Origin of the sequence: Polynucleobacter paneuropaeus, assembly GCF_003261235.1 — a bacterium.
GTDB lineage: Bacteria > Pseudomonadota > Gammaproteobacteria > Burkholderiales > Burkholderiaceae > Polynucleobacter > Polynucleobacter paneuropaeus.
Window position 1 is genome coordinate 1,289,455 of the sequence record NZ_CP030085.1, and the last position, 25,742, is coordinate 1,315,196.

Annotated in this window: 24 protein-coding genes, 1 tRNA gene, 1 other RNA gene, 2 pseudogenes and 1 riboswitch; of the genes and pseudogenes, 14 read left to right on the forward strand and 14 right to left on the reverse strand. The window is 46.1% G+C overall.

Annotated elements, in window-relative coordinates; all coding sequences use genetic code 11:
* Nucleotides 1-70: 70 nt before the first annotated feature.
* The 3 genes from frc to Pas1_RS06760 all read right to left on the reverse strand — a co-directional run bounded on the left by frc (nt 71) and on the right by Pas1_RS06760 (nt 3,860).
* Entirely contained in the window at nt 71-1,321 is a 1,251-nt protein-coding gene (frc, locus tag Pas1_RS06750) for a formyl-CoA transferase (RefSeq protein WP_112208926.1), read from the reverse strand.
* 65 nt (nt 1,322-1,386) lie between these two features.
* On the reverse strand, nt 1,387-3,096 hold the full coding sequence (gene oxc, locus Pas1_RS06755) for an oxalyl-CoA decarboxylase (RefSeq protein ID WP_112294839.1): 1,710 nt from the start codon (nt 3,094-3,096) through the stop codon (nt 1,387-1,389).
* Between the two features lie 146 nt (nt 3,097-3,242).
* Nucleotides 3,243-3,860: a Crp/Fnr family transcriptional regulator gene (locus Pas1_RS06760; protein ID WP_112294840.1), complete on the reverse strand. Its 618-nt coding sequence runs from the start codon at nt 3,858-3,860 to the stop codon at nt 3,243-3,245.
* 83 nt (nt 3,861-3,943) lie between these two features.
* Nucleotides 3,944-4,157, forward strand: a riboswitch (cobalamin riboswitch).
* A 146-nt stretch (nt 4,158-4,303) separates the two neighbouring features.
* Between Pas1_RS06760 and Pas1_RS06765 the strand changes: the two genes are divergently transcribed.
* The 5 genes and pseudogenes from Pas1_RS06765 to Pas1_RS06785 all read left to right on the forward strand — a co-directional run bounded on the left by Pas1_RS06765 (nt 4,304) and on the right by Pas1_RS06785 (nt 8,011).
* Nucleotides 4,304-6,292, forward strand: a complete 1,989-nt coding sequence (locus Pas1_RS06765) for a TonB-dependent receptor domain-containing protein (protein ID WP_112294841.1) — start codon at nt 4,304-4,306, stop codon at nt 6,290-6,292.
* 110 nt (nt 6,293-6,402) lie between these two features.
* Nucleotides 6,403-6,675, forward strand: coding sequence for a hypothetical protein (locus Pas1_RS06770; RefSeq protein ID WP_112203309.1), 273 nt, complete (start codon nt 6,403-6,405; stop codon nt 6,673-6,675).
* A pseudogene (locus Pas1_RS09875) lies at nt 6,656-6,871 on the forward strand (cell division protein ZapA); the annotation flags it as partial. The gene Pas1_RS06770 and the pseudogene Pas1_RS09875, both read left to right, overlap by 20 nt.
* A 99-nt stretch (nt 6,872-6,970) precedes the next feature.
* Nucleotides 6,971-7,189: non-coding RNA, 6S RNA (gene ssrS / locus Pas1_RS06780), on the forward strand.
* Between the two features lie 3 nt (nt 7,190-7,192).
* Complete coding sequence (locus tag Pas1_RS06785) at nt 7,193-8,011, forward strand: sulfite exporter TauE/SafE family protein (protein ID WP_112294842.1); 819 nt, start codon at nt 7,193-7,195, stop codon at nt 8,009-8,011.
* Nucleotides 8,012-8,019: 8 nt separating this feature from the next.
* Here the strand turns inward: Pas1_RS06785 and Pas1_RS06790 are convergent, their stop codons facing one another.
* The 8 genes from Pas1_RS06790 to Pas1_RS06825 form a co-directional block, all read right to left on the reverse strand.
* Entirely contained in the window at nt 8,020-9,546 is a 1,527-nt protein-coding gene (locus Pas1_RS06790) for a malonate--CoA ligase (RefSeq protein WP_404824867.1), read from the reverse strand.
* A gap of 28 nt (nt 9,547-9,574) precedes the next feature.
* Entirely contained in the window at nt 9,575-10,933 is a 1,359-nt protein-coding gene (locus Pas1_RS06795; RefSeq protein ID WP_112294844.1) for a TRAP transporter large permease, read from the reverse strand.
* Nucleotides 10,934-10,935: 2 nt separating this feature from the next.
* Nucleotides 10,936-11,454 carry a TRAP transporter small permease gene (locus Pas1_RS06800; RefSeq protein ID WP_225971596.1) on the reverse strand — a complete coding sequence of 173 codons (519 nt, stop codon included), beginning with the start codon at nt 11,452-11,454 and terminating at the stop codon, nt 10,936-10,938.
* A 2-nt stretch (nt 11,455-11,456) separates the two neighbouring features.
* A complete protein-coding gene (gene dctP / locus Pas1_RS06805) occupies nt 11,457-12,491 on the reverse strand; it encodes a TRAP transporter substrate-binding protein DctP (protein WP_112294845.1) in 1,035 nt (344 codons plus the stop codon).
* Between the two features lie 171 nt (nt 12,492-12,662).
* Entirely contained in the window at nt 12,663-13,967 is a 1,305-nt protein-coding gene (locus Pas1_RS06810; protein ID WP_112294846.1) for a malonyl-CoA decarboxylase, read from the reverse strand.
* Nucleotides 13,968-14,060: 93 nt separating this feature from the next.
* Nucleotides 14,061-14,852 (reverse strand): prolipoprotein diacylglyceryl transferase, encoded by a 792-nt coding sequence (gene lgt, locus Pas1_RS06815; RefSeq protein WP_112294847.1) that lies wholly within the window; start codon nt 14,850-14,852, stop codon nt 14,061-14,063.
* Nucleotides 14,853-14,860: 8 nt separating this feature from the next.
* The gene (locus tag Pas1_RS06820; RefSeq protein WP_112294848.1) at nt 14,861-15,337 is read right to left on the reverse strand and encodes a DNA polymerase III subunit chi; all 477 of its coding nucleotides are present in this window, start codon (nt 15,335-15,337) and stop codon (nt 14,861-14,863) included.
* Between the two features lie 36 nt (nt 15,338-15,373).
* Entirely contained in the window at nt 15,374-16,945 is a 1,572-nt protein-coding gene (locus Pas1_RS06825) for a leucyl aminopeptidase (protein ID WP_404824879.1), read from the reverse strand.
* 116 nt (nt 16,946-17,061) lie between these two features.
* Between Pas1_RS06825 and lptF the strand changes: the two genes are divergently transcribed.
* From lptF to Pas1_RS06840, 3 genes are all read left to right on the forward strand, one after another.
* Nucleotides 17,062-18,177 (forward strand): LPS export ABC transporter permease LptF, encoded by a 1,116-nt coding sequence (gene lptF / locus Pas1_RS06830; RefSeq protein ID WP_112294850.1) that lies wholly within the window; start codon nt 17,062-17,064, stop codon nt 18,175-18,177.
* Nucleotides 18,174-19,328: an LPS export ABC transporter permease LptG gene (gene lptG, locus Pas1_RS06835; protein ID WP_112208915.1), complete on the forward strand. Its 1,155-nt coding sequence runs from the start codon at nt 18,174-18,176 to the stop codon at nt 19,326-19,328. The genes lptF and lptG overlap by 4 nt, the downstream gene beginning before the upstream one ends.
* A 63-nt stretch (nt 19,329-19,391) precedes the next feature.
* Entirely contained in the window at nt 19,392-20,333 is a 942-nt protein-coding gene (locus Pas1_RS06840; RefSeq protein ID WP_112203285.1) for a CysB family HTH-type transcriptional regulator, read from the forward strand.
* Between the two features lie 5 nt (nt 20,334-20,338).
* Here the strand turns inward: Pas1_RS06840 and Pas1_RS06845 are convergent, their stop codons facing one another.
* The 3 genes from Pas1_RS06845 to Pas1_RS06855 all read right to left on the reverse strand — a co-directional run bounded on the left by Pas1_RS06845 (nt 20,339) and on the right by Pas1_RS06855 (nt 21,026).
* Entirely contained in the window at nt 20,339-20,602 is a 264-nt protein-coding gene (locus tag Pas1_RS06845) for a Txe/YoeB family addiction module toxin (protein ID WP_112203283.1), read from the reverse strand.
* Nucleotides 20,592-20,849 (reverse strand): type II toxin-antitoxin system Phd/YefM family antitoxin, encoded by a 258-nt coding sequence (locus tag Pas1_RS06850; protein ID WP_112203281.1) that lies wholly within the window; start codon nt 20,847-20,849, stop codon nt 20,592-20,594. Before Pas1_RS06850 ends, Pas1_RS06845 begins: the two co-directional genes overlap by 11 nt.
* Nucleotides 20,850-20,941: 92 nt before the next feature.
* A tRNA-Leu gene (locus Pas1_RS06855) sits at nt 20,942-21,026 on the reverse strand.
* Nucleotides 21,027-21,195: 169 nt separating this feature from the next.
* Here Pas1_RS06855 and Pas1_RS06860 point away from each other — a divergent pair.
* The 6 genes and pseudogenes from Pas1_RS06860 (at nt 21,196) to rlmH (ending at nt 25,739) form a co-directional block, all read left to right on the forward strand.
* Nucleotides 21,196-21,915, forward strand: coding sequence for a YebC/PmpR family DNA-binding transcriptional regulator (locus Pas1_RS06860; RefSeq protein WP_112237704.1), 720 nt, complete (start codon nt 21,196-21,198; stop codon nt 21,913-21,915).
* A 12-nt stretch (nt 21,916-21,927) separates the two neighbouring features.
* Nucleotides 21,928-23,205 (forward strand): phosphoribosylamine--glycine ligase, encoded by a 1,278-nt coding sequence (gene purD, locus Pas1_RS06865; RefSeq protein ID WP_112208914.1) that lies wholly within the window; start codon nt 21,928-21,930, stop codon nt 23,203-23,205.
* 36 nt (nt 23,206-23,241) lie between these two features.
* Nucleotides 23,242-24,153 carry an oxygen-dependent coproporphyrinogen oxidase gene (gene hemF / locus Pas1_RS06870; protein ID WP_112209412.1) on the forward strand — a complete coding sequence of 304 codons (912 nt, stop codon included), beginning with the start codon at nt 23,242-23,244 and terminating at the stop codon, nt 24,151-24,153.
* The gene (nadD, locus tag Pas1_RS06875) at nt 24,154-24,843 is read left to right on the forward strand and encodes a nicotinate (nicotinamide) nucleotide adenylyltransferase (protein WP_112294851.1); all 690 of its coding nucleotides are present in this window, start codon (nt 24,154-24,156) and stop codon (nt 24,841-24,843) included. It abuts the gene before it with no gap.
* A gap of 35 nt (nt 24,844-24,878) precedes the next feature.
* A pseudogene (gene rsfS, locus Pas1_RS06880) lies at nt 24,879-25,268 on the forward strand (ribosome silencing factor); the annotation flags it as partial.
* A gap of 27 nt (nt 25,269-25,295) precedes the next feature.
* Nucleotides 25,296-25,739, forward strand: coding sequence for a 23S rRNA (pseudouridine(1915)-N(3))-methyltransferase RlmH (rlmH, locus tag Pas1_RS06885; RefSeq protein ID WP_112294852.1), 444 nt, complete (start codon nt 25,296-25,298; stop codon nt 25,737-25,739).
* Nucleotides 25,740-25,742 lie beyond the last annotated feature (3 nt).

The window sequence follows — 25,742 nt, forward strand, 5'->3', positions numbered from 1 at the left end:
AGCTAGGGAGAACCCTTAGACGTAAAAAAGGCGCCCACTGAGAGCGCCTTCTGAGACCATTTGAATCTACTTAAACTGCTTTAGCTGCGTGCAGTTTGGCAATGTCTTCTTTGCCATAACCTAAGTCAGCCAATACCTCATCGGTATGCTCACCTAATACTGGTGATGGCTTTACTTCGATCTCTAAATCAGAGAACTTGATTGGGCTGCCAATAGTCAAATACTTACCGCGTACTTTGTGATCCACTTCAACGATTGAACCACTCTTACGCAAGTCTGGTGAGTTAGCCAACTCTTTCATAGAAAGAACTGGTGCACAAGGAATATCAAACTTACGGAGAATATCCACTGCTTCGTATTTAGTCTTGTCTTTTAACCAGTCTTCAATGGTGGCGAAGATGTCAAAAATCTTGTCTTGACGTGCTTCAGCAGTCATGTACGCTGGATCAGTTGCCCACTCTGGTTTACCCAAAGCTTTGGTAATTGGCTCCCATGCATGGCCTTGAATGGTGAAGTAGATGTACGCATTAGGATCAGTTTCCCAACCTTTACACTTCAAGACCCAACCTGGTTGACCGCCACCGCCAGCGTTACCGCCGCGTGGCACGACATCAGAGAATGAACCGTGTGGATACTGAGGATACTCTTCCAAGTAACCAATCTTGTCCAAACGCTGCTGATCGCGCAACTTCACACGACACAGATTCAAAACGGCGTCTTGCATTGAGCAAGATACTTTTTGACCTTTACCGGTCTTCTGACGCTGCATCAATGCAGTCAAAATACCAATCGCCAAGTGCATACCCGTATTGGAGTCGCCCAAAGCAGCAGCAGAAACAGTAGGAGGACCATCCCAGAAACCAGTTGTAGAAGCAGCACCGCCAGCACATTGGGCAACGTTCTCGTATACCTTCAAGTCCTCGTAAGAGTGGCCATCGCTGAAACCTTTAACAGAAGCCAAAATCATTTTTGGGTTCAACTCCTGAATACGCTTCCAAGAAAAACCCATGCGATCCAAAGCGCCTGGGCCGAAGTTTTCAACCATGACATCAGATGCTTTGATCATCTTCTCTAAAACTTCTTTACCTTCTGGGGTCTTGGTATCCAAAGTTAAAGAACGCTTATTACCGTTGAGCATTGTGAAATACAAAGCATCCGCGCCTGGAATGTCGCGTAACTGACTACGAGTCACATCGCCAGATCCTGGACGCTCTACCTTGATCACATCAGCGCCATAAAAGCCCAACAATTGGGTGCAGGCGGGACCCGCTTGTACGTGGGTGAAGTCGATAATCCGAATGCCGTCTAATGGTTTAGTCATGTTTGTTTCTCCTTAAAGTATTACTTAATGTAGCTAGTCAATATTACTGATCAATTACTGTTGGCTTAGTGCTTAGCTGCAGCACTAGATGGGTTGAGATTCGTTAAACGTCCGCTTTCGGTGCCTGCAGTTTCATCAATGACCGCATTGATCAAAGCAGGTTTACCAGCAGCAATCGCTTTAGTTAAAGCTGCTTCTAATTCAGCAGGGGTGGTCACGTAATAACCTACTCCGCCAAAGGCCTCAATCATCTTGTCATAGCGTGCGTCTTTAACAAAGACAGTGGGGGCAACATCTGCAGTGCCAGAGGTATTGACATCGGTTCCGCGATAAACGCCGTTGTTATTGAAAACAATCGTAGTGATAGGTAAGTTATAACGGCAGATGGTCTCTAATTCCATACCACTAAATCCAAAGGCGCTATCCCCTTCAACTGCAATCGTGGGTAATCCGCTCGTCACGGCCGCACCAATCGCGTAACCCATACCAATACCCATAATGCCCCAAGTGCCAGAGTCGAAACGTTTACGTGGCTTGTACATATCCACAATCGCACGGCAGTAATCCAATGTATTCGCGCCCTCGTTCACCAAGTTGATGTCTGGATTCTTTTTAACCACATCACGAATCACACGCAAGGCACCATGGAAGTTCATTGGCGTTGCTTCTTTGGCAAGTGTTTCTGCCATCTTCGCCATGTTCTTGTCTTTCTTCTCATTAATGGCATTGATCCACTCAGCGCTTGGCTTAGGAACTGCAGCAATACCCTTCAAGAGTTCGCCAACGCATGAGCCAATATCACCAATCAATGGAGCATCAATTTGTACGTTGCTATCAACTTCGTTTGCCTGAATATCGATCTGAATAAATTTCTTAGGATCTTTGCCCCAAGTCTTACCTTTACCGTGTGCGAGTAACCAGTTCAAACGCGCACCAACCAACAAGACTGCGTCTGCTTCGGCCAAAACAAATGAACGAGCTGCAGATGCTGACTGTGGATGGTTATCAGGCAACAAACCTTTAGCCATCGACATTGGCAAATATGGAATACCAGACTTCTCAATCAAATCACGCACCTGGCTATCAGCCTGGGCATACGCTGCGCCTTTACCCAAAAGAATCAATGGGCGCTTGGCACCCTTTAATACATTGAGTGCACGCTCGACTGCATCAGCAGCAGGAATTTGACGAGGAACAGGATCGATTACCTTGAAGATGGTTTTCTTCGCTTCAGCAGCGGGCATGGTTTGTGCGAGCAACTGAGCTGGCAAATCCAGATATACGCCACCAGGACGACCTGATACTGCTGCACGAATCGCGCGAGCAAAGCCGATACCAATATCTTCAATGTGGTTGATACGATAAGCCGCTTTTGCGTATGGCTTGGCTGCATTGAGCTGATCCATCTCTTCGTAGTCACCTTGTTGCAAGTCAACGATCTCACGCGCACTAGAACCGCTGATCAAAATCATTGGGAAACAGTTGACAGTTGCATTTGCTAAGGCAGTCAAACCATTCAAGAATCCAGGAGCAGAAACTGTCATACAGATACCCGGCTGTTGAGTCATGTAGCCCGCAATAGCAGCAGCATTACCTGCGTGTTGCTCATGTCGGAAGCCGATAAAACGCATACCTTCTGCTTGCGCTAAACGGCACAAGTCAGTGATTGGAATACCAACAAGACCAAAAATGGTGTTGAGATCGTTTGCCTTCAGGGCATCAATAACCAGATGAAAGCCATCGGTTAACTGGGTGTTTTGAGTATCTGTAGTCATAAATAATTATTAAAGTTATAAACAATGCAAGAGGGAGAAAGCGTCTCCTCCATAGCAGAACTGAATCTTAGGCTTGGGGAGGCAATGGATCATTGACTTGGGTCAATTTCCACTGAAATGCCCAGTTTTATTGGGCTGGCTCCTGCCTAGACAAAGAGTTCTTTATGCTTGGTTTTGAGGCGGCTCAGGGTCTCGGGGGACAGATTGAGGTAAGCAGCCAGCTCTTTTTTGGGCAGCAATTCAAATAAATACTGGTACTTACGCAAGAAACGCTCTACCCGACCAGGTGCATCAAGCATATGCAAAGTGATGGTGTGAGCCATGATCTCGCTCATCAAGCGCATGACCTCAAACTCAAAGCTTTCTTTCAGGGCCGGATGGGCATCTAAAAACTCAACCCAAGCCTTGAGGGGCATCCGTGCTACACGGGCCTTGGTCACTGAAGCAATGCTGTAGGGGGCGGATGTCTTGAGGCGCCATGCTGCATAACTGGTCTCGATATCTTTTTCGATCGCAAAACGCAGAATCATTTCCTTAGCATCTGCGCTAGAGACGATTCTTTTCAAAATGCCATCCAGGACAAAGTACTGCTCCATTTGGTGGTCGCCCTGATGCAGGAGGATATCGCCTTTTTTGAGATCTGCGATCTCTAGATGGGCTTCTAAATCAGCCATTGCGCTCGAATCAAGACTCTGCAAAACCGAGTTCTGGCTAAGTTGTAGGCGTATCAGGTTTTTTTCGGGATGCTTATCTAATGCGGTCATGAATTCTTCGTTCCTAAGCCCTATATTGTAGGCGTTTTAGGACGTCAAAACCCTCAAATACCTAGTCTAGAAAGCTATTTAAGATAGAATTACTGTGTCGTGGTGCCTTATTGCATTGCAATAGGGTTAAACGGGAAACACTAAACGTGTGCTGCCCCCGCAACGGTAAGTAAATGCACCCCAGATTTCACAATATGGGGCAAGGAATCTCAAAAGCCACTGTGCGCGTCAATCGCATGGGAAGGCCAGATTCTGATGTTTACTAGCCCGGATACCGGCCAAGACAGGTGGAATTTTGCGGACGGGGACCTTCGCGCGCCGATGATTGTCCTCGCCCCAAAAGGCCCGGACCCTTATTGACGCCCGATCTCTTGCACGTGAAATTCTGTTCGACCCTGCTAACGGGGAAGTTGGCGCGGGTATTCGAAAACAGAAAGTGCAGCATGAAACGGAATTTCAGTAATAAAAAAATAGCCACCCTATTTTGTGGCCTTGGCTTGCTCGTCAGTCCAACAGTATTCGCGCAAAACTCTAGCACTGTCTCAGTTACGAATTCTCTCACTCCAGAAAATCCCATCATTGTCACGGCAACTCGTACTGCGAAATCTGGAAACGATGTGCTCGCAGACTACACGTACATCAGCCGGGAAGAAATCGAAAACTCCGCACAGTCTAGCCTACCCGATTTATTACAACAACAAAGAGGGGTGCAAATATCGAGCTCTGGTGGATCAGGGAATATCACTAGTGTTTATTTAAGAGGTACAAGTAATGCACAAAGTCTTGTACTTATTGATGGGGTCAAGATTGACTCTGTTGGTGGCGGAGCAATTTGGAACTCAATTCCACTTGCATTAATCGATCATATAGAAATTATTTATGGTCCTCAAAGCACATTTTATGGTTCTGATGCCATGGGCGGTGTAATCCAAATCTTCACAAAAAAAGGTGGGGGACCAACCCAACTTGAAGCTTCTGCAGGCTATGGAAGCTATAACACCAGCATTACAAGTGCAGTACTAAGTGGATCCCTCGGCAAGGAAAGTGGTACCACATACTCTCTGGGCATAAGCCAAGAAAACTCTGCGGGATTTAATACTGTTGCGAGTAATAATCCAAAGAACCCAAGTATGACTAGCTATGCAACAAGTTATCCAACAACATCAACTGGATATACAAGGCTTGGTGCCAGTGGTTCATTAAGCAATACTTGGTCACAGGGCCAAGAATTCGGCGTGAAAGTATTTACCAGTAAAAATAGTTGGCAATATCCAAGTAATAATGGCTCCCCTGAAACAGACATTGGGGTAAATCAACTCGCCATCATCTCTGCTTATTCAAAAAACCAGATTACAGATTTATGGAGCAGCTTTTTTCAAGTATCTAGCTCAACCAATTCCGGGCAAAGTCTAACCTCTCAAAGTAACGATAAGTTGGTTACTCCAGCCTATGATTATCTATGGCAAAACGATTTAAAGCTTGGTACTGATAAGGTTCAAGTATTACTTGAGCGGAATATGCAATATGCCAATATGGATAACTCGGCATATCAAACAGGCTGCACTTACAGTGCCTCGGGATGTGCAAATATCAATATTAGCCAACTCAGAACTACCGACTCAATCGCTGGTGCTTATGAATTAAAACGAGGCGATCATTTAGCTACTATAGCTGTCCGTAACGACAATATCTCTTCGTATGGCTCTAAAGCAACATACAGTGCAGCTTACGGCTACTTTCTCACAAAAGAACTGAGAACAAATATCAACTATGGAACCGGCTTTCGTGCTCCAGCTTTTAATGACCTCTACTACCCGGGTTATGGAAACCCTAACCTAAAACCTGAATCCAATCGAAATGTCGAGGGGGGGATTCATTACGAAACCCAGCAATATGGAGTGCATTTAACTGCTTACCAAAATAGAATTGAAAATTTTATCGTTCCAATTAATTGCCCCGACTATACATGTGACAATCCTGCGAATTATTCCGGATCGTACCCAACAAACTTCAGTCTTGTCCAAATCAAGGGGGCTTCATTAGGGGTTGATGGTAGATTTGAAAAACTCACCCTGAAAGCATCTGCAGATGCAATGAGTACTGTTGATCAAAATACTGGACTTGATGTACCAAACCGCGCTAATTGGGTTGGTAATTTGTTGGCAGATTACAAAATCCAAAAATTTAATTTTGGCTCTAATATCACGCTTACTGGGCCCCGCTGGGGAGGTGTAAATTCTGACCAAACTGCTAATACATACAGTATGCCCAGCTACACATTGGTAGGTATTTACGGCAGCTATGAAATTGAAAAGAATTTATCAACTTTTATTCGATGGAACAACGTATTTAATTCTCAATATCAAACTAGCTATGGTTATGCCAATGCAGGTTCAAATGTATTTGTGGGCCTACGTTATTTAGTTAAGTAGGTAAAGATGGCGCTGGCCTTGTTCCTATAAATAGACCCCCCATTCCAGCCAAAAAAAAGGGGGTCTTAGGAAGCTTTCCCAGTCCCTTCTCAAAAAGCTACAATGGCACTATGAGTGATCAATACCCCTCCTCTTCCAGCGATCTAGGCAGCTTAGAGGCCTCGATTCAACGCCTTACTGAAAAGCTTGCCCAGGTAGCGGTTGCTGTCCAAAAATTGGCAGCTGACCGCGTTCAGTTGGAAGAAAAAATTGAGGATGCACAAAAACGTATTCAACATATCTTGAGTCGACTACCCGAACAAACTGACGGGCGTCAAATGAATTTACTTGGTGAAAGCAGCACCCCAGAACCTGAGGATGGTAATGAGCCAACAACGCATTGAAGTAGTAATTGCCGGTCAAAAGATTGCGCTAGCAACTAGCACTGAGCATGAACACCTGTTGCGGGCTGCCTGCACCCTCGTTGACGAACAAATTCAGTTGGCGATTAATGGCGGTAATCGCAGTATTGAGCGTGCCAGCATGATGGCGGCTCTCAAAATTGCTGGCGACTTTATCAAGCTGCAAAATGAACAGCAAAATATGGCCGCACCAAGTAGCCTTCAATCAGAAGATGTATCCCGCCTCCAAGAAGAAATTCATTCTTTAGAGAGTCAGGTTGATGCACTGATGCAAACCCTTTCCCTGCCTGGTTCGCCAAGGCCAATAGTTCCTTGAACCGATGCGCAAGCATCCGGAACGATCTTTACCTTGTGGGCGTGAGCGTTTTGATACTTCACAGTGGCAGCTTCGCGCTGTTCACTCCCTGAAGAGCTTAATGCACCCGAAGCAGAGTAGCCGTTCCACCTTGAACCCTAGGGTTCAGGATGACGGCCTAGCGGCTAAGGCGGGGAATCCTATATGGCAGTAAACGACATTCTGATGCTGCTGCTCTGCGGAAGTATTTCTGGGTTCTTAGCCGGACTGCTCGGTATTGGCGGCGGAATGATCTTAGTCCCCTTCATGATTATGGTATTCAATCATTTAGGCTTTCCACAAGACTTGATTGTGCACATGGCAATTGCCAGTGGTATGGCAACGATTTTGTTTACTACCTCATCAGCGATTTGGGCTCACCATAAACATGGTTCAGTGAACTGGAAACTGATTGGGCTGCTTAGCCCAGGCATGGTGTTCGGCGCCCTGATTGGTGGTAGTGAATTATTTGAGGCAATCAAGACCTCATGGCTTTCTTTGTTCTTTGGCTGTTTTATTGTGTACAGCGCTATTCAGATGCTGCGCAATAAACAACCTAAGCCCGGTCGCGATCTTCCAGGCTCAGCAGGATTATTTTCGTTTGGCACTTTTGTTGGAGCCCTTGCAAGTCTGGTCGGAGCGGGCGGTGCTTTTGTAACTGTGCCATTCATGATTTGGTGTAACGTCAAACCCCATACTGCCATGGCCACCTCCTCTGGTTTAGGTTTGCCGGTAGCACTATCGGCAACCTTGGGCTACATGTACGGCAGCTGGGGAATACCTAATCTACCTGCAGGTTCACTCGGCTATGTCTACTTGCCTTCAGTAGGCTGCATTGTGATTGTCAGCATCTTCACTGCGCCTTGGGGTGCAAAGATGGCGCGCAAACTAAATGTTGCACAACTCAAACGCATCTTTGGATTTATTTTGCTCTTGCTTGCGGCCTTCATGTTTAATGAAAGCCGCAAGGCATTTGGTTTATAAGAGCTAAATTACTTCTGGGTGTATTGCTCACGCAGAACATTTTTCTGAACTTTGCCCATGGCATTACGAGGCAAATCAGAAACGATCTCTAAGCGTTTTGGTACTTTGAAATTGGCAATCTGAGTCTTTAAGGTATTAATCATCGCCTGTGAATCCAGCTTGACACCAGCTTTAGGCACAACGACCGCCATCACAGCCTCACCAAAATCAGGATGAGGGATGCCGATCACAGCGCTCTCATCAACGCCATCCATATCATCAATAAAGCCTTCAATCTCTTTTGGATACACGTTATAGCCGCCAGAGATAATTAAATCCTTACTGCGACCAACGATGCAGAGATAGTTATCTGGAGCATTGCCACCATTAGCTGGACCACCCCAGCGTCCAACATCGCCAGTTTTAAACCAACCATCTTTGGTGAACTCTTCTGCCGTCTTCTCAGGCATGCGCCAGTAACCAGCAAAAATATTGGGGCCTCTCACCTGAATGCTGCCAATCTCGTTAGGGCCACAAGGCTTATTATTCTCGTCTACCACCCTTACCTTCACGCCAGGCAGTGGGATACCTACTGAGCCACCAACGCGATTGCCCTTGTAGGGATTAGAAACCAACATCACGGTTTCACTCATGCCATAGCGTTCCAAGATTGGCTGACCAATTACTTCTTTAAAGCTATTAAAGGTTTCGGTCAACAAGGGAGCGGAGCCAGAAACAAATAAGCGCATATTACGTGCAGTCTGCTTATTGAAACCCTTGTCGGCAAGTAAGCGGACGTAGAAAGTGGGTACACCCATCATTACAGTGGACTGAGGCATGTGATGGAGTAATTGAGCAGTATCTAAGCGTGGCAGCCAGATCATCTTGCTGCCGTTGATCAAGGCACCATGAGCTGCTACAAATAAACCATGAACGTGGAAGATTGGCAAAGCATGTAACAAAACATCGCCTTTTTGCCAGCCCCAGAACTTTTGCAAAACAGCTGCATTGCTACCTAAATTTTTATGGGTCAGCATTGCGCCCTTGCTACGACCAGTTGTACCAGAGGTATAGAGAATTGCTGCGAGATCATCATCTTTCACAGTAACCGTCTTGAACTTATCGCTTTGCACAGCCGCTCTTTCGAGCAAGGTGCCAGTTCGGTTGTCGTCTAAGGTAAGAACATGCTTAGTACCCGCCTTAAACGCCACTTTGGATACCCAGGCGAAGTTCTTGCTACTGCAAACTACCAATGCTGGCTCAGCATTCTCAATGAAGTACTGCATTTCAGCAGCCTGATAAGCAGTATTCAGGGGTAGATAAACATAACCTGCACGAATCGTAGCGAGATACAGAAAAAGTGCTTCAGGAGACTTTTCTACTTGGACAGCAACCCGGGAACCCTTGGGAAGCTTCAGGTTCTTCAAGAGGTTGGCCATCATGGCTGTAGAACGCTCAAGGTCACCCCATGAGTAATACAGTCCATCGTGGGTCTCAAGAGCGCAGGCTTTCTTATCTTTAGGAAAACCTTTTTCTAACAACGAATACAAATTCATGAAAATTCCTTGGGGATTTAAATCTAAATTACGAGAGCGGTGGGCCCATTACCCAGTCTGAGAGACCGGTGGAGATTTCTGGGAAGAAGCACAGCAGGACCACTGAGAAAATCATAATTGCTACAAAAGGCATCACACCAAAAATGATCTCTCGCAGCGTAATATCTGGAGCGATATTCTTAATGACGAAAATATTCAAGCCCACTGGCGGATGAATCAGGCCAGTTTCCATCACAATTGTCATCACTACACCGAACCAAATGAGGTCAAACCCAGCAGCACGTAGTGGTGGCAGGAAGATTGGTGAAGTCATCAAAATGATCGAGACTGGTGGTAAGAAGAAGCCCAATACCACGACCATCAATAGAATCGCTGCTAAGAGCAACCAGCGTGAGGTATGCAAATCCACGATGGCTTGCGCTGCCGACTGACTCAAGTGCAAATAACTCATGACGTTAGCAAATAGCAAAGACATACCAATAATGAACATCAGCATGGCAGACTCTCGAATGGTGACGTCCAGCAAAGGATATAAATCTTTGAAGCGCCACATCCCGTAAATTAAAGCGATCAACACGAAAGCGAATACGGCGCCTAGACCAGCAGTCTCAGCTGGAGTGGCATAGCCGCCGTAAAGGGCAACCATCACACCAATCAAGAGAACCAAAAATGGTAGCACTCGAGGTAAGGCGCTGATCTTTTGCTGCATGGTGTAAGTGTGACGATCAAGGATCGGCGAAGTCACAGCAGAGTTCAAGTTATATGCTTCGTACGCACTCGCATATTCCTTACGGAAACGCATGATGGTATACATCGAGAAGAAAATGACCAACATCACGCCGGGGCCAATCGCCGCCAAGAACAAACGACCAAGCGACTGTTCGGATGCAACGGAATACAAAATCATCGTAATCGATGGTGGCAACAAAATACCTAAGGTTCCACCCGCAGCAATAATGCCCGCAGCAAAGCCAGGAGAGTAGCCACGTTTACGCATTTCTGGGATACCTGCACTACCAATCGCCGAGCAAGTTGCTGGGCTTGACCCAGCCATTGCAGCGAACAACGCGCAAGCAAACACGTTAGCAACGCCTAAGCCGCCTGGCACTTTACCCATCCAAACATGCAATGCATCGTAGAGATCTTTACCGGCGCGTGAGCGTCCAATTGCCGCCCCCTTCAAAATGAAGAGCGGGATCGACATTAAGGTAATACTCGACATTTCTTCATAGACATTTTGCGCAACTGTATCTAGTGAAGATGCAGGCATGAAGAAGTACATAAAGATAATCGCGACGATTCCCAAAGCAAATGCAATGGAAATTCCGGAGAACATGATGAGCAGCGTTACTACACCAAATATTAGACCAAGAGTTAAGACTGACATGATTAGTGACCCCGACTTAGAACATCAGTAGCCACATGCTTTCTGACAAAGATTTGTAAAAATAATTGGAAGCTGAGTAAAGCCATGCCAGCAAACATCATGGCATAGGGAATCCACAAAGAAGGAGCCCAAGTGGAATTTGTTACCTGACCATCGACCCAAGCCTCGACCAATAAATCCCAAGTCTTAACCGAAAAGAAGGTAAAAAATAAGCAGGAAATAATGTCAATCACAATACCTCTGATGCGATTGACATGGTGAGGCAATAAACCTTCAATTGCTGAGATGCCAATGTGGCCACGTTTTTCTTGAACGTAGGAGCTACATAAAAACGTCACTCCGACCAAGCAGAATAAAGCTGCTTCATCTTGCCAGTCGTTAGCGGCATGAAATACACCCCGTGAAACAACACTGTAGGTCAAGATAAGGGCTGCCGCCATTAGGGCAATAGATCCCAGCAATACTAGGCATTTATTTATCGCCGACATGCCTTTGTCAGCAATCTCAAGAAGCTTAAACATAATTAAGTAATTTTCTCTGCGGAACGCATCATTGCTGCACAAGTTTCATTTCGCTCGGAGAATTCTTTCCAAGCGGATGGCTTAGCAACAGCTTTCCATTTCTCAACAACAGAGCTATCTAGCTCGAATACCTTGTTGCCCGCCTTAGCAAAAGCAATCGACGCATCGATATCGTCCAACTTCGCTTGCTCAGTACCAAATTTTTCCATATCAGCACCAACAGCCATGATGATTTCGCGCTGATTGGCTGGCAATGCATCAAATACCATTTTGGACATCATGAGTGGTTCTAGCATGTACCAATACGATTTCATTTTGGCGCTAGTAAAGTTTTTACTTAGTTCAGCCAGCTTAAACGACATCAAACTGGCTGACGAAGTGTAGGCGGCTTCTAATGACCCAGCCTGCATCGCTTGATACACTTCATTAGATGGAATCGAAGTCATCACTGAACCGCCAGCAGCCTTCAACATCGCATCAAACTCACGACTACCGCCGCGGACCTTAACGCCTTTAATATCCTCAGGAACAATAATAGGGCCCGTACGAGTAGCTACGCCACCCGCTTGCCAGACCCAGCTCACAATGATGATGCCCTTAGATTCCATCACTTTATTGAGAATCTTGCCTACTTCAGCATTCTTCCACTTCGCACCCTGCTCGTAACTCGTTACCAAACCTGGCATTAAACCAATATTGGCTTCAACTACTTCACCACCGGCATAAGGCATTGGATAGAAACTGAAATCCAAAGCGCCTTTGCGAAGCGCACTAAATTGCGCATTGGTCTTCATTAAAGAAGATTGTGGATACACATCAAACTTCAAAGCACCTTTGGTTCTCTTGGTGACTTCATCAGCAAATTTTTTGCAAAGACGATCACGGAAGTCTGTACCACTTGGAAATTGATGGGAAATTTTGAGGGTCTGTGATGCGCCCTGAGCCCAAGTTGGCAAGTTGTATCCCGCTAATGATGCACCAGCGGCACCCAATAGAATTTGGCGGCGTAACTGACTAATTTCTTTTGAATCTGTCATTTTGTTCTCCTGTGGGTCTTTGCTTACAGAAATTGCTGACCCTGTTTTTTATCAAATAATCAAACTACATTCGCTACTATTAATAATTCTGTCATTTTAAACTTGATTCTTGAGGCTTCATCTATTCAGGCATAAACCGCCTGAAAGGGGTCTAAGCGCCTCCTAAACCCTCTAAGCCGTCATTAACTTACTCACTGCCCTGCTAGAAATCACCTCACCATTGGCAAAGCGCTCATGATTATCCTCAACGGAAGAAAGGTCATATAAGTAGTTGACCATCAGGCCAGCCGATTGACGTAAACCCTTACGAGATAGATCGCCCGCCCAGTTAATCTGGTGCAGTTTTGCGCCATTACCCAAATGGAATTTGGCGACAGGATTGCCATCCCGCCCTGTTGAGACGAGGCCTAAATAAATACTCGCTAGAGACATGAGTGCTTCATTTTCTTTTTCGGATGCCTGATCAGGATGCCAACCTGCGCTTAAGCGCTCCGTCCAAGATTGACTATCTAACTTTAGCGTTGCTAACGCTTGATCTCGTGTTGCTTTAATGGCAGGCTTCAAGCGATCTTCAGGAACACCCTGGCCAAGATTCGCGCCCGCCGCCACCCAATCCATGAATCCCGGAATCGGCGATAAGGTCACAAAGGTTTTTAACCCCGGAAATTCTGCATGCAATTGCTCAGCTACGCGCTTGATTAAAAAGTTACCCATCGATACGCCACGCAATCCGGGTTCGCAGTTACTAATTGAGTAAAAAGCTGCAACTTTAAATTGAGATACTTGATCATTGGTCTCAGCCTTTTTGTCGACCAAGGGTGTAATGACTGCTGGAACTTCTGGGAGTAATGCAACCTCAACGAAGATCAGGGGTTCATTAGGAAGTTGGGGATGAAAGAAAGCAAAACAACGACGATCTGGTTGTAGGCGACGACGCAAATCATCCCAGCCATCAATCGCATGAACTGCTTCGTGTTGAATCAATTTCTCTAGGACTTCAGCAGGAGACTTCCAGTCCACGCGGTGCATCTTCAAAAATCCAGGATTAAACCAAGAAGACAGCAGGTGCCGCATATCAAAGTCAACCGCAGTTAATTCAGGTTTCTTGTCTAAAACTTGCAAGAGATCTCGGCGCATTTGTACTACTGCAGCAGTACCTTCACTAGCACGATTTAAACGACGAAACAACTCTTGCCGAGGAGACTCAACGACGCGTTGCAAACGAATGTAGTTTCGGGCATTGGAGTCTGCAGCAAAATTTTGCGCAGCAGTCATCACGAGATCAGTATCGGGATTTAATTTCTCGAATAAAAAAGTGAAGAAGGCGACGTGTTGATCTTTACTAAGCTTGCGATAACCGTTCACAACATCATCGGCCATGCTGACAGCATTCGATTCGCCACGTTCGGAGATCATGCGCTTTACCGCATTATTTACACGCGATAAATTACGGGCTTTGGCGATCTTTTCCAGCATATCTGTCTCTCTAATTCGATAAATAAATGGTTACAACACATCAATCCAGAAATTAGCGACAGTCTCAATAAAACTTTGAGGTTTTAGCGGCTTTTAGTCAACTTTCTGGGTATTTGGTCTCACTATAAGGTAAAAACCCAAAAAAATCATGGGGAGTGAGAGCCACTGCCCCATCGATAAACCCAATCCCAGTAAGCCTAAAAAGGCGTCAGGTTCACGTGCAAACTCTGCCAAGAAACGACAGGCTCCATATCCAAGCAAGAACAAACCCGAGACTTGACCAAGCGGGCGAGGTTTGCTCGAAAAAATCCACAAAATGACTCCTAGCAAAATGCCTTCGCCCAAGAATTGGTAGATTTGAGAGGGATGGCGCGGCAGCATATCCACCTGAGGAAAGATCATTGCCCACGGCAGATCAGTAGGCCTACCCCAAAGCTCGCCGTTAATGAAGTTCCCCAGTCGGCCAAAGGCTAAACCAAATGGGACCAGCGGCGCAACCAAGTCACTCACAACAAAAAAGGTGGTTTTATGACGATGCGCAAACCAGAGCATTGCCAGAATCACGCCTAGCAAACCACCATGAAAAGACATGCCGCCTTCCCATAGCTTAAGAATATTCAAGGGATGCGTGAGATAAAAGCCGGGTTGATAGAACAAGGTATAACCTAAGCGGCCGCCCAAAACTACACCGAGCACACCAGCGAACAGTAAATCTTCTAAGTCTTTATAAGACCATCCCAGAGTTTGATATTGGGGAGAGCTAATCCGCAAACGTCCTAAGACTAAAAATTGGGCAAAGGCCATGAGATACATCAAGCCATACCAATGGATTGCAAAGGAACCAATCCGAATTGCAGCGGGGTCAAACTGTGGGTGGATCAACATAAAAGGAATTAAGACTTGCTTTCCGGTTTAGATTGATCGAAGTTGAACAACTCATGCCCTAAGTCTCGATAGGCTTTATAGCGCTCTCTTCCAGCCAGGCGCTCTGCTTCATTGACGGTTACCAATTCCACAATACGGGGAAAGCGCTCGACCAGCGTCGCTACATCTTTTGGCATATTCATGCCTAAATGAATCAAGACATCAGCATGCGGAATGTTTGCCAAAGAGGGTGAGGCAAAATCTTCTGTCATGACGATGGGTGTATCGACTGCTGCTTCATCATCGATAAAGCAGTGTGGCAAGAAATCGCTTGGACTAAAACTCCACAGTACAGCATCGAGTTTTTTTAAATCGGCTGTATTACCCACCATCACGATATTACGAACTGGCTCTCCTGCAGCACTCGCACTCCAAATTTTGCGCGTTAAACGACAAGCGTACTCATACTTGTCATTCACGTTGAAATGAAAATCAATGCGCGCCATAAAAATTGTATTGAGTCCTTGCTCTCTTTGCCCTACTTATTGCTCTAAGAGGAAATTCACCAATAAAGGTACTGGTCTTCCGGTGGAGCCTTTAGCAGCCCCACTCTTCCATGCAGTACCCGCAATGTCTAAGTGCGCCCATTTGTATTTCTCAGTAAAGCGCGCTAAAAAACAAGCTGCCGTGACACTACCAGCTGGTCTACCGCCAATATTGGCGACATCCGCAAAATTGGATTTGAGCTGCTCTTGATACGCTGCATCTAAAGGTAAACGCCAAACAGTATCCAAAGAGGCATAACCTGCTTTTGTTAAACCATCTACCAAACCTTGATCATCCGAGAAAAGTCCACTATGCACATGACCCAAAGCAATGACACAAGCCCCTGTCAAAGTGGCAATATCAATGACTGCCCGAGGCTTAAAGCGCTCAACGTAAGTTAAGGCATCGCACAGAATGAGGCGTCCTTCTGCGTCAGTATTCAAAATCTCAATAGTTTGACCAGACATACTCTTCACGATATCGCCAGGCCTAGAAGCGCGACCAGATGGCATGTTCTCGCAAGTCGGAATCACGCCAATCACATTTTTACCGAGCTTCATAAGGGCGCTTGCATATAGGGTACCGATGACCGATGCAGCCCCACACATGTCGTACTTCATCTCATCCATCGCCTCACCAGGCTTTAAGGAAATGCCGCCAGTATCAAACGTAATCCCTTTACCAACCAATACAATTGGTGCTTCACTTGGCTTCCCACCTTGGTGGCGCATGATGATGAATTGTGGTGGCGTATCAGAACCTTTTGCTACCGACAGAAAAGAACCCATTCCTAAAGCCTCTAATTGTTTCTGACCCAACACCTCCACTTTGAGGGGAACTTTCTTTGCTAGACCTTGTGCGGTTTTTGCTAAATATGTTGGTGTACAAATATTAGGAGGGAGATTTCCTAAATCTTTGGCCAAATCCATTCCTTCAACCATCGCACTACCCTCAGTCACCGCCAACTTCAATTCTTTTGCAAAGGTGTTATTACATGCAATTATTAGATGATTAAATGGGTCTGCTTTATCTTTGGCCTTAAATTTCATGGCAGGCTGGCGCACACCAAAGCGGTAGGCTTGATCACCTGCTAATTGCAAAGTAACACGTACCTGCTCGCCAAATTGATGCGCCTCAGTCACAAAACTGGGCATGAACCAAACAGCATTTGTGATCGGTCCGTTACTCAATGCCTTTAAAGCTGTGCGAGCAACTTTGGAATACGCGAGCAAAGTATTGGCTTCTTTTGCACCCAATTCACCCAAGCCAACCAATAGCAATCTCTTGGCTTTGACGTTTGCAGGCCAAGACTTATCGGCACGCAAGAGACATATGGCGCTTTGCTTGTCTTCTAAGTCTCCAGCCTCTTTGGCCAGTTTGACTGCTCCACCCAAGAGACCATCAAGCTCCTTGAGTAAACCACTTTTGGTCAAGGTATTCAATTGCGCCTGGGAGTATGCCAAAACAAGGCAGTCGGTACTTTGGGTAAGCAGGCTACTTAATCCCGCCTTGAGGAGTTTGGGGCTGGATAAGTCAGCTTGCGCAAAAACTTTGCTACTAAATTGAATGGTCATGATTTCTTAAGGTATCTAGAGGTCAAATCGGTGAATTTGTCTATTATCCTCCGAGAGCCCGGCGAAGGCTTTATCCTAGCGAGAATGCCATATTTACCCAAACAATCTGCATGATTTTTAAACAAGCCCTTCGCCGCGAACTCAGCTTTACAACTGGGGCAGTCTTTTTGGTGCTCGTCACCATCATGATCACGACCTTGGTGATTCGGGTATTGGGAATGGCTGCCAATGGCAATGTCAACCCAGAAGATGTCTTGGTGCTCATTACGCTCGCCACACTAAGCTACTTAGCAGTCTTGTTAACAGTGTCCCTATTTGTAGCTGTTCTCATTGTCTTGGTACGCTGGTACAAAGATTCAGAGATGATTGTCTGGTTTGCAAGCGGCTTAAGCATCACCAATCTCATTAAACCGATTCTGAGATTTGCCGCCCCTCTTCTCATCATCATTGCCTTATTAGCACTTTTTGTTTGGCCTTGGGCCAATCGTGAGTCCACTCTGATTAGTCAACGCTTTCAGCAACGTGATGATGTTTCGATGATCGCAGCAGGCCAATTTAAAGAATCTGCCAGAGCACAACGGGTCTTCTTTATTGAAGAATTGGATCTCAAGAAAAGTGAAGTGAAAAATGTCTTTGTAGCGGATAACAAAAATGGTCGCCTAAGTGTGGCTGTTGCAGCAACGGGCTATATTCAAAATTCTGAGGGCGGTGAAAAGTCCATCGTCCTCAATAATGGTAGGCGCTACGAAGGAACTCCTACACAGCCTGATTTTCGAATTCTGGAGTTTGATGAATACAGCACCAAGATTCGCAGTAAGGAAGCGCTTACTCCTGCGCCCCGTGATCGAGAAAAAACAGTTCTCGAACTCATTACCGATCAAGATCCAAATAGCATGAACGCCAATCGTGCAGAGCTCATGTGGCGCATTGGTTTGCCACTAATGGCTTTGGGGCTAGTACTTATTGCGATTCCGTTGGCATATGTCAACCCCAGGCTGGGTAGCTATACGGCGATGTTTTACGCAGTGCTCATCTATCTGATTTACAGCAACCTCTTAAACCTCACGCAAAACTTTGTTGCTTCAGGCAAGATGAATGTCTTTATTGGGGCTTGGCCAATTCATCTTTTGGCCTTACTGATTGCTACGGCGTTGATTCGTAATCGTATTAATCCCTCTCTTAAATGGTGGCAACGTCAATTGCCAGCCAGCATGGCCAAGTCATGAGAACCCTCTTTCCATATATTTTCGAGCGATATTTAGCGAAGCAGATTTATGCTGCCTTTGGCTTTATTTTATTTGCGCTCGTTGCACTCTTCTTATTCTTCGATATCTTAAGTGAGCTAGGTTCTGTTAATGCGCAATACACTTTGCCGATTGCGCTATTACATATCCTACTCAAAGCTCCAGGTCGTATTTCTGAAATCATACCGATTGCAGCTCTGATTGGCAGTATTTATGTCTTTGCTATGTTAGCCAGTCAATCTGAGTTCACTATTTTGCGGATTGCAGGTTTGGATATCCGCAGAGGATTAATTACCTTAGCCAAAATTTCTTTACCTTTAATTGTTCTCACCTTAGTCATGAGTGAATGGCTAGGGCCCTATACCGAAGCGATATCGGAGCAAGTTCGCATGAAGGCTTTAGGTTCATCTTATGGCTCTGAGCTCAAAACCGGCGTCTGGGTAAAAGATCGCCTGCGTGATGAGGATGGCAATGGGCCCATTCGTCCTGGGGTACGCTATGTCAATGTCGGCACGGTAGATAAAGACAATCAAGCACGCAATATCCGCATGTATGAATTTGATCCCAACTATCGACTGCTATCGATTCGCAGTGCAGAGTCTGGCCACTTCGAGGATCGCGGTATGTGGGCGCTGCAGAACGTCACTGAAACGCGCTTCAAAGAAACCAAACAAGCAGATCCCCTTAATCCAATCTATTCAACTCAAATTCTGCGCTACCCCCAGTTGACTCTAGAGTCTGAAGTCACGCCACAAATTTTGGGTGTACTTCTGATTAGCCCAGAAAAAATGTCGATCTTCAGTCTCTCGCAATTTATTTCTCATCTGCGTGAAAACAAACAAGATGCTCAGCGCCACTCAATTGCTTTCTGGAAAAAAGTGATCTACCCTTTCACAATCTTTGTGATGCTCGCCCTAGCCCTGCCATTCGCCTATTTGAAAGTCAGGGCTGGCAGCGTTGGAGTCAAAGTGTTCGGCGGAATTATGTTGGGCATGAGCTTTCAATTATTCAACTCACTCTTTTCCAATGTGGGCTTACTGGGCTCTTGGCCTGCTCTTCTAACCGCCCTCATTCCGCCCCTGCTGTATCTTTTCCTAGCCTTTGCTGCCCTACGTCTCGTTTCTCGGGCTTAATACCCAAAAATAATTTAGAATTTGATTCCTATATCTCTGTAGATATATAAGATTGGAATCCCTATGAATCTGCACCAATTTCGTTTTGTACGAGAAGCGGTTAGACAAAATTTCAACCTGACTTCGGCGGCTAAGGCTTTATTTACTTCTCAGCCTGGAGTATCCAAGGCCATCATTGAGTTAGAAGATGAACTTGGTGTTGAGATCTTTCGTCGCCACGGTAAAAGAATTCGCTCGCTCACCGAGCCTGGCAAGAGAATCTTGCAATCGATTGAACGCATCTTGGATGAAGTAGAAACACTAAAACGGGTCGGTAAAGAATTCGCAACTCAAGATCAAGGCAACTTAGTCATTGCCACTACCCATACCCAAGCTCGTTATGCCTTACCCAAAGTCCTAAGCGAATTTACTAAACGCTTCCCGAAAGTGCGGGTCAGCATTCAGCAAGGTAACCCTGGACAGATCGCCGAACTATTGACCCAGGACCGCGCAGATATTGCGATTGCTACTGAGGGCATTGCGAACACTCCAGGCGTTCTCGCCCTGCCCGGCTACCAGTGGCAACACGTAGTGATGGTGCCCCTGAGTCATCCTCTATTAAATCAAGCTAGCATTACGCTCGAAGAGCTCGCCAAATATCCCATCATTACCTATGACAAAGCCTTTGCAGGACGCAGCAAGATTGATGCTGCTTTTGCACAAAGGAATTTAACTCCAGATATCTTGCTCGAAGCCATTGATGCGGACGTGATTAAAACGTATGTTGAGGCTGGTATGGGTGTAGGTATTGTTGCTGGACTTGCTTACGATCCAGATAGAGATCGCAATCTCAAAGTGCTTCCTGTTGGACATCTCTTTGGCAACAACGTAACTCACCTTGGCGTTAAGCAGGGTGCCTACCTAAGATCTTTTGTCTACACCTTCATTGAACTCTTCTCGCCAACCCTCACACGCAAGATTGTTGAGCAGGCGATGTCGAGCGAGTCTGAGAACTACGAGATTTGAGGGGGCTAACTGTAGTGATATCGGCAAGCAATGATGACTAACTGGTCTTTCTCGATTACGTAGACCAAGCGATTTACATCATCAATGCGTCTAGACCATAAGCCGGATAGATTTTCTTTCAAAGCCTCGGGCTTACCGATACCCTCTGCCGGATTGCGTATCGCATCTTTGATCAAAAGATTGATGCGCTTAAGTGTTTTTTTATCTTGTCCCTGCCAATATAGATAATCGGACCAAGCAGCAGAGGTCCATACTAAATCACTTCTCATCCACTAAAGCCTTGGCTTTGGTTTGACCTTTACGATATTGCGCCAATGATTTCTCCAGATGTTTTACGTTAGCGGGAGATTTTAATAAATGGACTGTTTCCATCATGCTGTTATAGGTATCCAAAGACATCACCACAGCATCTTCAGCGTCTCTTCGAGAAATAATAGTTACATCAGAGTCAGCGACAACTTGATCGATCACTTGCTTAAATTGATTTCTAGCATCAGAGAAATTAATGACGCGCATTTTGAAACTCCTACTTGTTCTATATATTGTACAAGTATACCTAACAAAAGAACAAAAGAAAAATGCCCCGCGGTCGACAGGGCATGTGTATTTGGTGCCTCGGGGCGGACTCGAACCGCCACGCCTTGCGGCACCGGATTTTGAGTCCGGCACGTCTACCAATTCCATCACCGAGGCAGGTGTGTGCAGTGAAACAACTCTGCAGCAAATGAACTAAGAGGTGAGAGTGTAACAAAAAAGTCATACTTGACCCCTCCCTAGCCTGATTTCATTGGCTTTTGGCTTGCCTTTCCTGAATTTGCCTAAAATTAGGGCTTATAGCCAAATTCTTAAAGGACTTACCTGTATGGCCGGCCACTCAAAATGGGCCAATATTCAGCACCGCAAAGGTCGTCAAGACGAAAAACGCGGCAAGATTTGGACCAAACTTATTAAAGAGATTACTGTTGCTGCCAAACTCGGTGGTGGAGACATTGCCACCAATCCCCGCTTACGCCTGGCGATTGATAAAGCCAAAGACTCGAACATGCCCAATGACAATGTGCAAAGAGCAATACAGCGCGGCACTGGTTCTTTGGAGGGCGTTAACTACGAAGAGATTCGTTACGAAGGTTACGGTATTAATGGTGCAGCAATCATTGTAGATTGCATGACTGATAATAGAACGCGCACTGTTGCTGAAGTGCGTCATGCCTTTGCCAAGCATGGTGGCAACATGGGCGCGGAAGGATCAGTGGCTTTCTTATTCAAACACTGCGGTCAAATGCTATTCGCTCCTGGCATCAATGAAGATCAACTGATGGAGCTAGCACTTGATGCCGGCGCTGAAGACGTCATTGCACATGATGATGGCTCTATTGAGGTGCTTACTCCCGTGCCGGATTTCTCCAAGGTACAGGATGCCATTGCAAAGGCCGGCCTGAAGGCAGAGTTAGCCACGATCGCCATGCGCCCCGAAACTGAAATTGCTCTCGAAGGAGACCAAGCGGAGAGCATGCAAAAACTCCTAGATGTTTTAGAAAATCTCGATGATGTTCAAGAAGTCTTTACTAACGCTGCCTTTTAATCTTTACCTCATATGAAAATTCTGCTTATTGGATCTGGTGGACGCGAACATGCCCTGGCTTGGAAACTTGCTCAATCCCCACAAGTACAAACCGTATTTGTAGCCCCTGGTAATGGCGGTACTGCAACGGCCAAGCAAACTACTGCCGGAATTGAGAACCTCCCCATCTCAGGCTTACAAGATTTAGCAGATTTTGCTAAACGGGAACAGATTGGCTTAACGGTGGTTGGGCCAGAAGCCCCTTTGGCAGCTGGTGTAGTAGATGTCTTTAGGCAAAATGGTTTACGCATCTTTGGGCCTACCCAGCTCGCAGCCCAATTAGAGTCTTCAAAAGACTTCTCTAAGGCATTTATGAAACGCCACGGTATTCCGACTGCGGATTATCAAACTTTTAGTAGCGCACTAGAAGCGCATGCCTATATTGATGCCAAGGGTGCGCCCATAGTCATCAAGGCGGATGGTCTGGCGGCTGGTAAGGGTGTAGTCGTTGCCATGAATCTTGCGCAAGCACATGCTGCAGTAGACATGATGTTGGCTGATAACAAACTCGGCAATGCTGGTGCCCGCGTTGTGATTGAGGAATTTCTGACTGGCGAAGAAGCCAGCTTCATTGTTCTAGTGGATGGTAAGAACGTGTTGGCATTAGCTACTAGCCAGGATCACAAGCGCTTACTCGATGCAGATCAAGGACCTAACACTGGTGGCATGGGTGCTTACTCCCCCGCCCCAGTTGTCACCCCAGAGATTCATGCGCGCGCTTTACGTGAAGTCATCATGCCTACCGTCAAAGGTATGCAAGCCGATGGCATCCCTTACACTGGATTTTTATACGCAGGCCTCATGATTTCGCCTGATGGCAAGATCAAAACTTTAGAATTCAATTGCCGTATGGGTGACCCTGAAACCCAACCTATCATGGCACGCTTACGCAGTGATCTCGTGCATACCTTAAATCAAGCAGTAGACGGCAAGCTCAATGAAGTGGAACTCGAGTGGGATCGTCGCACTGCCTTAGGCGTTGTGCTCGCCGCCCATAATTACCCTGAAACCCCTCGCAATGGTGATGTCATCAAAGGTATTCCTGAAGACACTGAAGATCAAATGACTTTTCATGCAGGAACCAAATTACAGGATGGCAAGCTGGTGACCTCAGGTGGACGGGTTCTCTGCGTGGTTGGTTTAGCTGATACGGTGCGTGGGGCTCAGCAAAAAGCCTATGCAGCGATCGATCAGATTCATTTTGATGGTATGCAATATCGCAAAGACATTGGCTATCGTGCCATTAAGTAAATGGAGAGCGAACGCTTGAGTATTTCTGAAACCCAAATTGATACTAAAGCCCTAAAGAGCTATTTTTTAGGACTACAAGATCGTATCACCCAAGCTTTTAGTGAATTGGATGGTAAGGCCTTCGTTGCAGATGAGTGGCAGAAACCTGCCGATAGCAAACTGCAGGGTTATGGTCGGACTTGCATTCTTGCAGGGGGTAATATTTTAGAAAAAGCCGGCGTTGGTTTTTCTCATGTACATGGCAAACAAATGCCGCCCTCAGCAACACACCACCGCCCCGAATTAGCTGGCCGCCAATTTGAGGCGATGGGAATGTCTTTAGTATTTCACCCCATCAATCCCCATGCGCCAACTACACACATGAATGTGCGCTGCTTCATTGCCCGTGCTGAGGGTAAAGATCCGATCTGGTGGTTTGGTGGCGGCTTCGATATGACTCCGTATTACGGCGTGGATGAAGACTGCAAACATTTTCATCAAACTGCTAAAAATGCTTTAGATCCCTTTGATAAAGCCCTCTATCCCCGTTTTAAAAAATGGTGCGATGAATATTTTTATCTCAAGCATCGCGAAGAGCCACGCGGTATTGGTGGCGTCTTCTTTGACGACTTTAATGAACTACCCTTTGAGCAAAGCTTTGCCATGATGCGGGCTGTGGGCGATGCCTTTATTGAGGCTTACCTGCCGATTCTTGAGCGTCGCTATGAAAAACCATTTACACCAGCTGAAAAATCTTTCCAGGAATATCGCCGCGGTCGTTATGTCGAATACAACTTGATTTACGATCGTGGCACGATCTTTGGCTTGCACTCTGGTGGTCGTACTGAATCCATTTTGATGTCTCTGCCACCAGTCGTGCAGTGGCACTATAACTGGCAACCCGAAGCGGGCTCTCCGGAAGCTGTTCTCTATGAACGCTATCTCAAACCTCGAGACTGGTTAGCCTAAATGGGTTCTTTGAAAAAGATTGGGGTATTGGGAGGTACTTTTGATCCTCCCCATCTCGGTCATTTAAAGCTTGCTACTCACTTTGCTAAATTATTTGAGCTCGATGCACTGCTACTAATCCCCAGTGGTCATCCTTGGCAAAAAGAAAATGTCATTACCTCGGCAAGTGTCCGTTTGCGTTTAACTGAGGCGGCAGCCATTGATTTGGCCCGTGCCTTTTTATATCTGCAAATCCCAACTCGTGTTGCTATCGATCAAATTGAAGTAGATCGCCCAGGCCCAAGCTACGCAATTGATACCGCCAAAGAACTACGCCAACGTTTTGGCGCCCAGGCTAATCTAATTTGGCTGATGGGTGCAGATGCATTTACCAATCTACCCACCTGGCAGCATTGGCAAGACTTATTAGGTTTGATGAACTTTGCAGTTGCTAGCCGTCCTGAGCACTCATTACATACTGAATTGCCACCAGCCTTAGCAGAGCTTTTAGCCCAGCACCAATGCCAATCAGCTGGGGAGCTCGAGAATCATGCTTGTGGCGAGATCTTTATTGATGAAACGCTAGCAGTTGATGTTTCCTCAACCGCCTTACGAGAACAGCTCCAGAATCCCTCAACATATGATCTTGCAACAGCATCCATACCATCACATGCGCTGGAAATTATCACGAATCTAGGCCTATACCGGTAATCAAGCTAAGATTAGCCTATTACTAAAGAGAAAATATGGAATTACGTAAATTACAACGCGTCATTATTGATGCCCTAGAGGATGTGAAGGCGCAAGATATTCGTGTTTACGACACTAGTAAGCTCAGCGAATTATTTGATCGCGTCATCATTGTCACCGGCTCAAGCAATCGGCAGACTCGCTCTCTTGCAATGTCAGTAAAAGAAGAGGTGAATGCTAAGGGTGGCGAAGTTATCTCAATTGAAGGTTTAGAGACCGGCGAATGGGTCTTAGTTGATTGTGGTGATATTGTGGTTCATATCTTGCAACCGATGCTGCGCGCTTACTATCAACTCGAAGGCATGTGGGGTGCAAAACCCGTCCGCGTCAAACTCGCTGCTAGCAGAGGTTTAGTTAAGGCTAGTGACGATGACGAAGAGTCTGATTAAAAATACACTGAAGTTGCAATTACGATGCGACTGACGATTGTTTCCGTGGGACATAAGATGCCGGATTGGGTAGCAACGGCAAGCCATGACTACATTAAGCGTATGCCAACAGACTGCGCGATTGATGTTAAAGAAATTAAGCCCGACCTCACACCGGCTAAAGAGGCAATCAAGATCTTGACAGCCATTCCAAAAGGATCGCAAATCATTGCCTTAGATGAGCGCGGCAAGGATCAAACTACCCAACAGTTATCAAAGCAGCTCGCAAGCTGGCGCCAAGATGGGCTCGACATCACCTTCTTGATTGGTGGCGCCGACGGTCTAGACCCTAGCCTCAAAGAAAAAGCGCATGCAATGTGGCGACTTTCTAGTCTGACTTTACCTCACGCTATGGCTAGACTTATCTTAATCGAGCAACTCTACCGAGCCTGGACTATTTTGCAAGGCCACCCGTATCATCGAGAGTAAGCT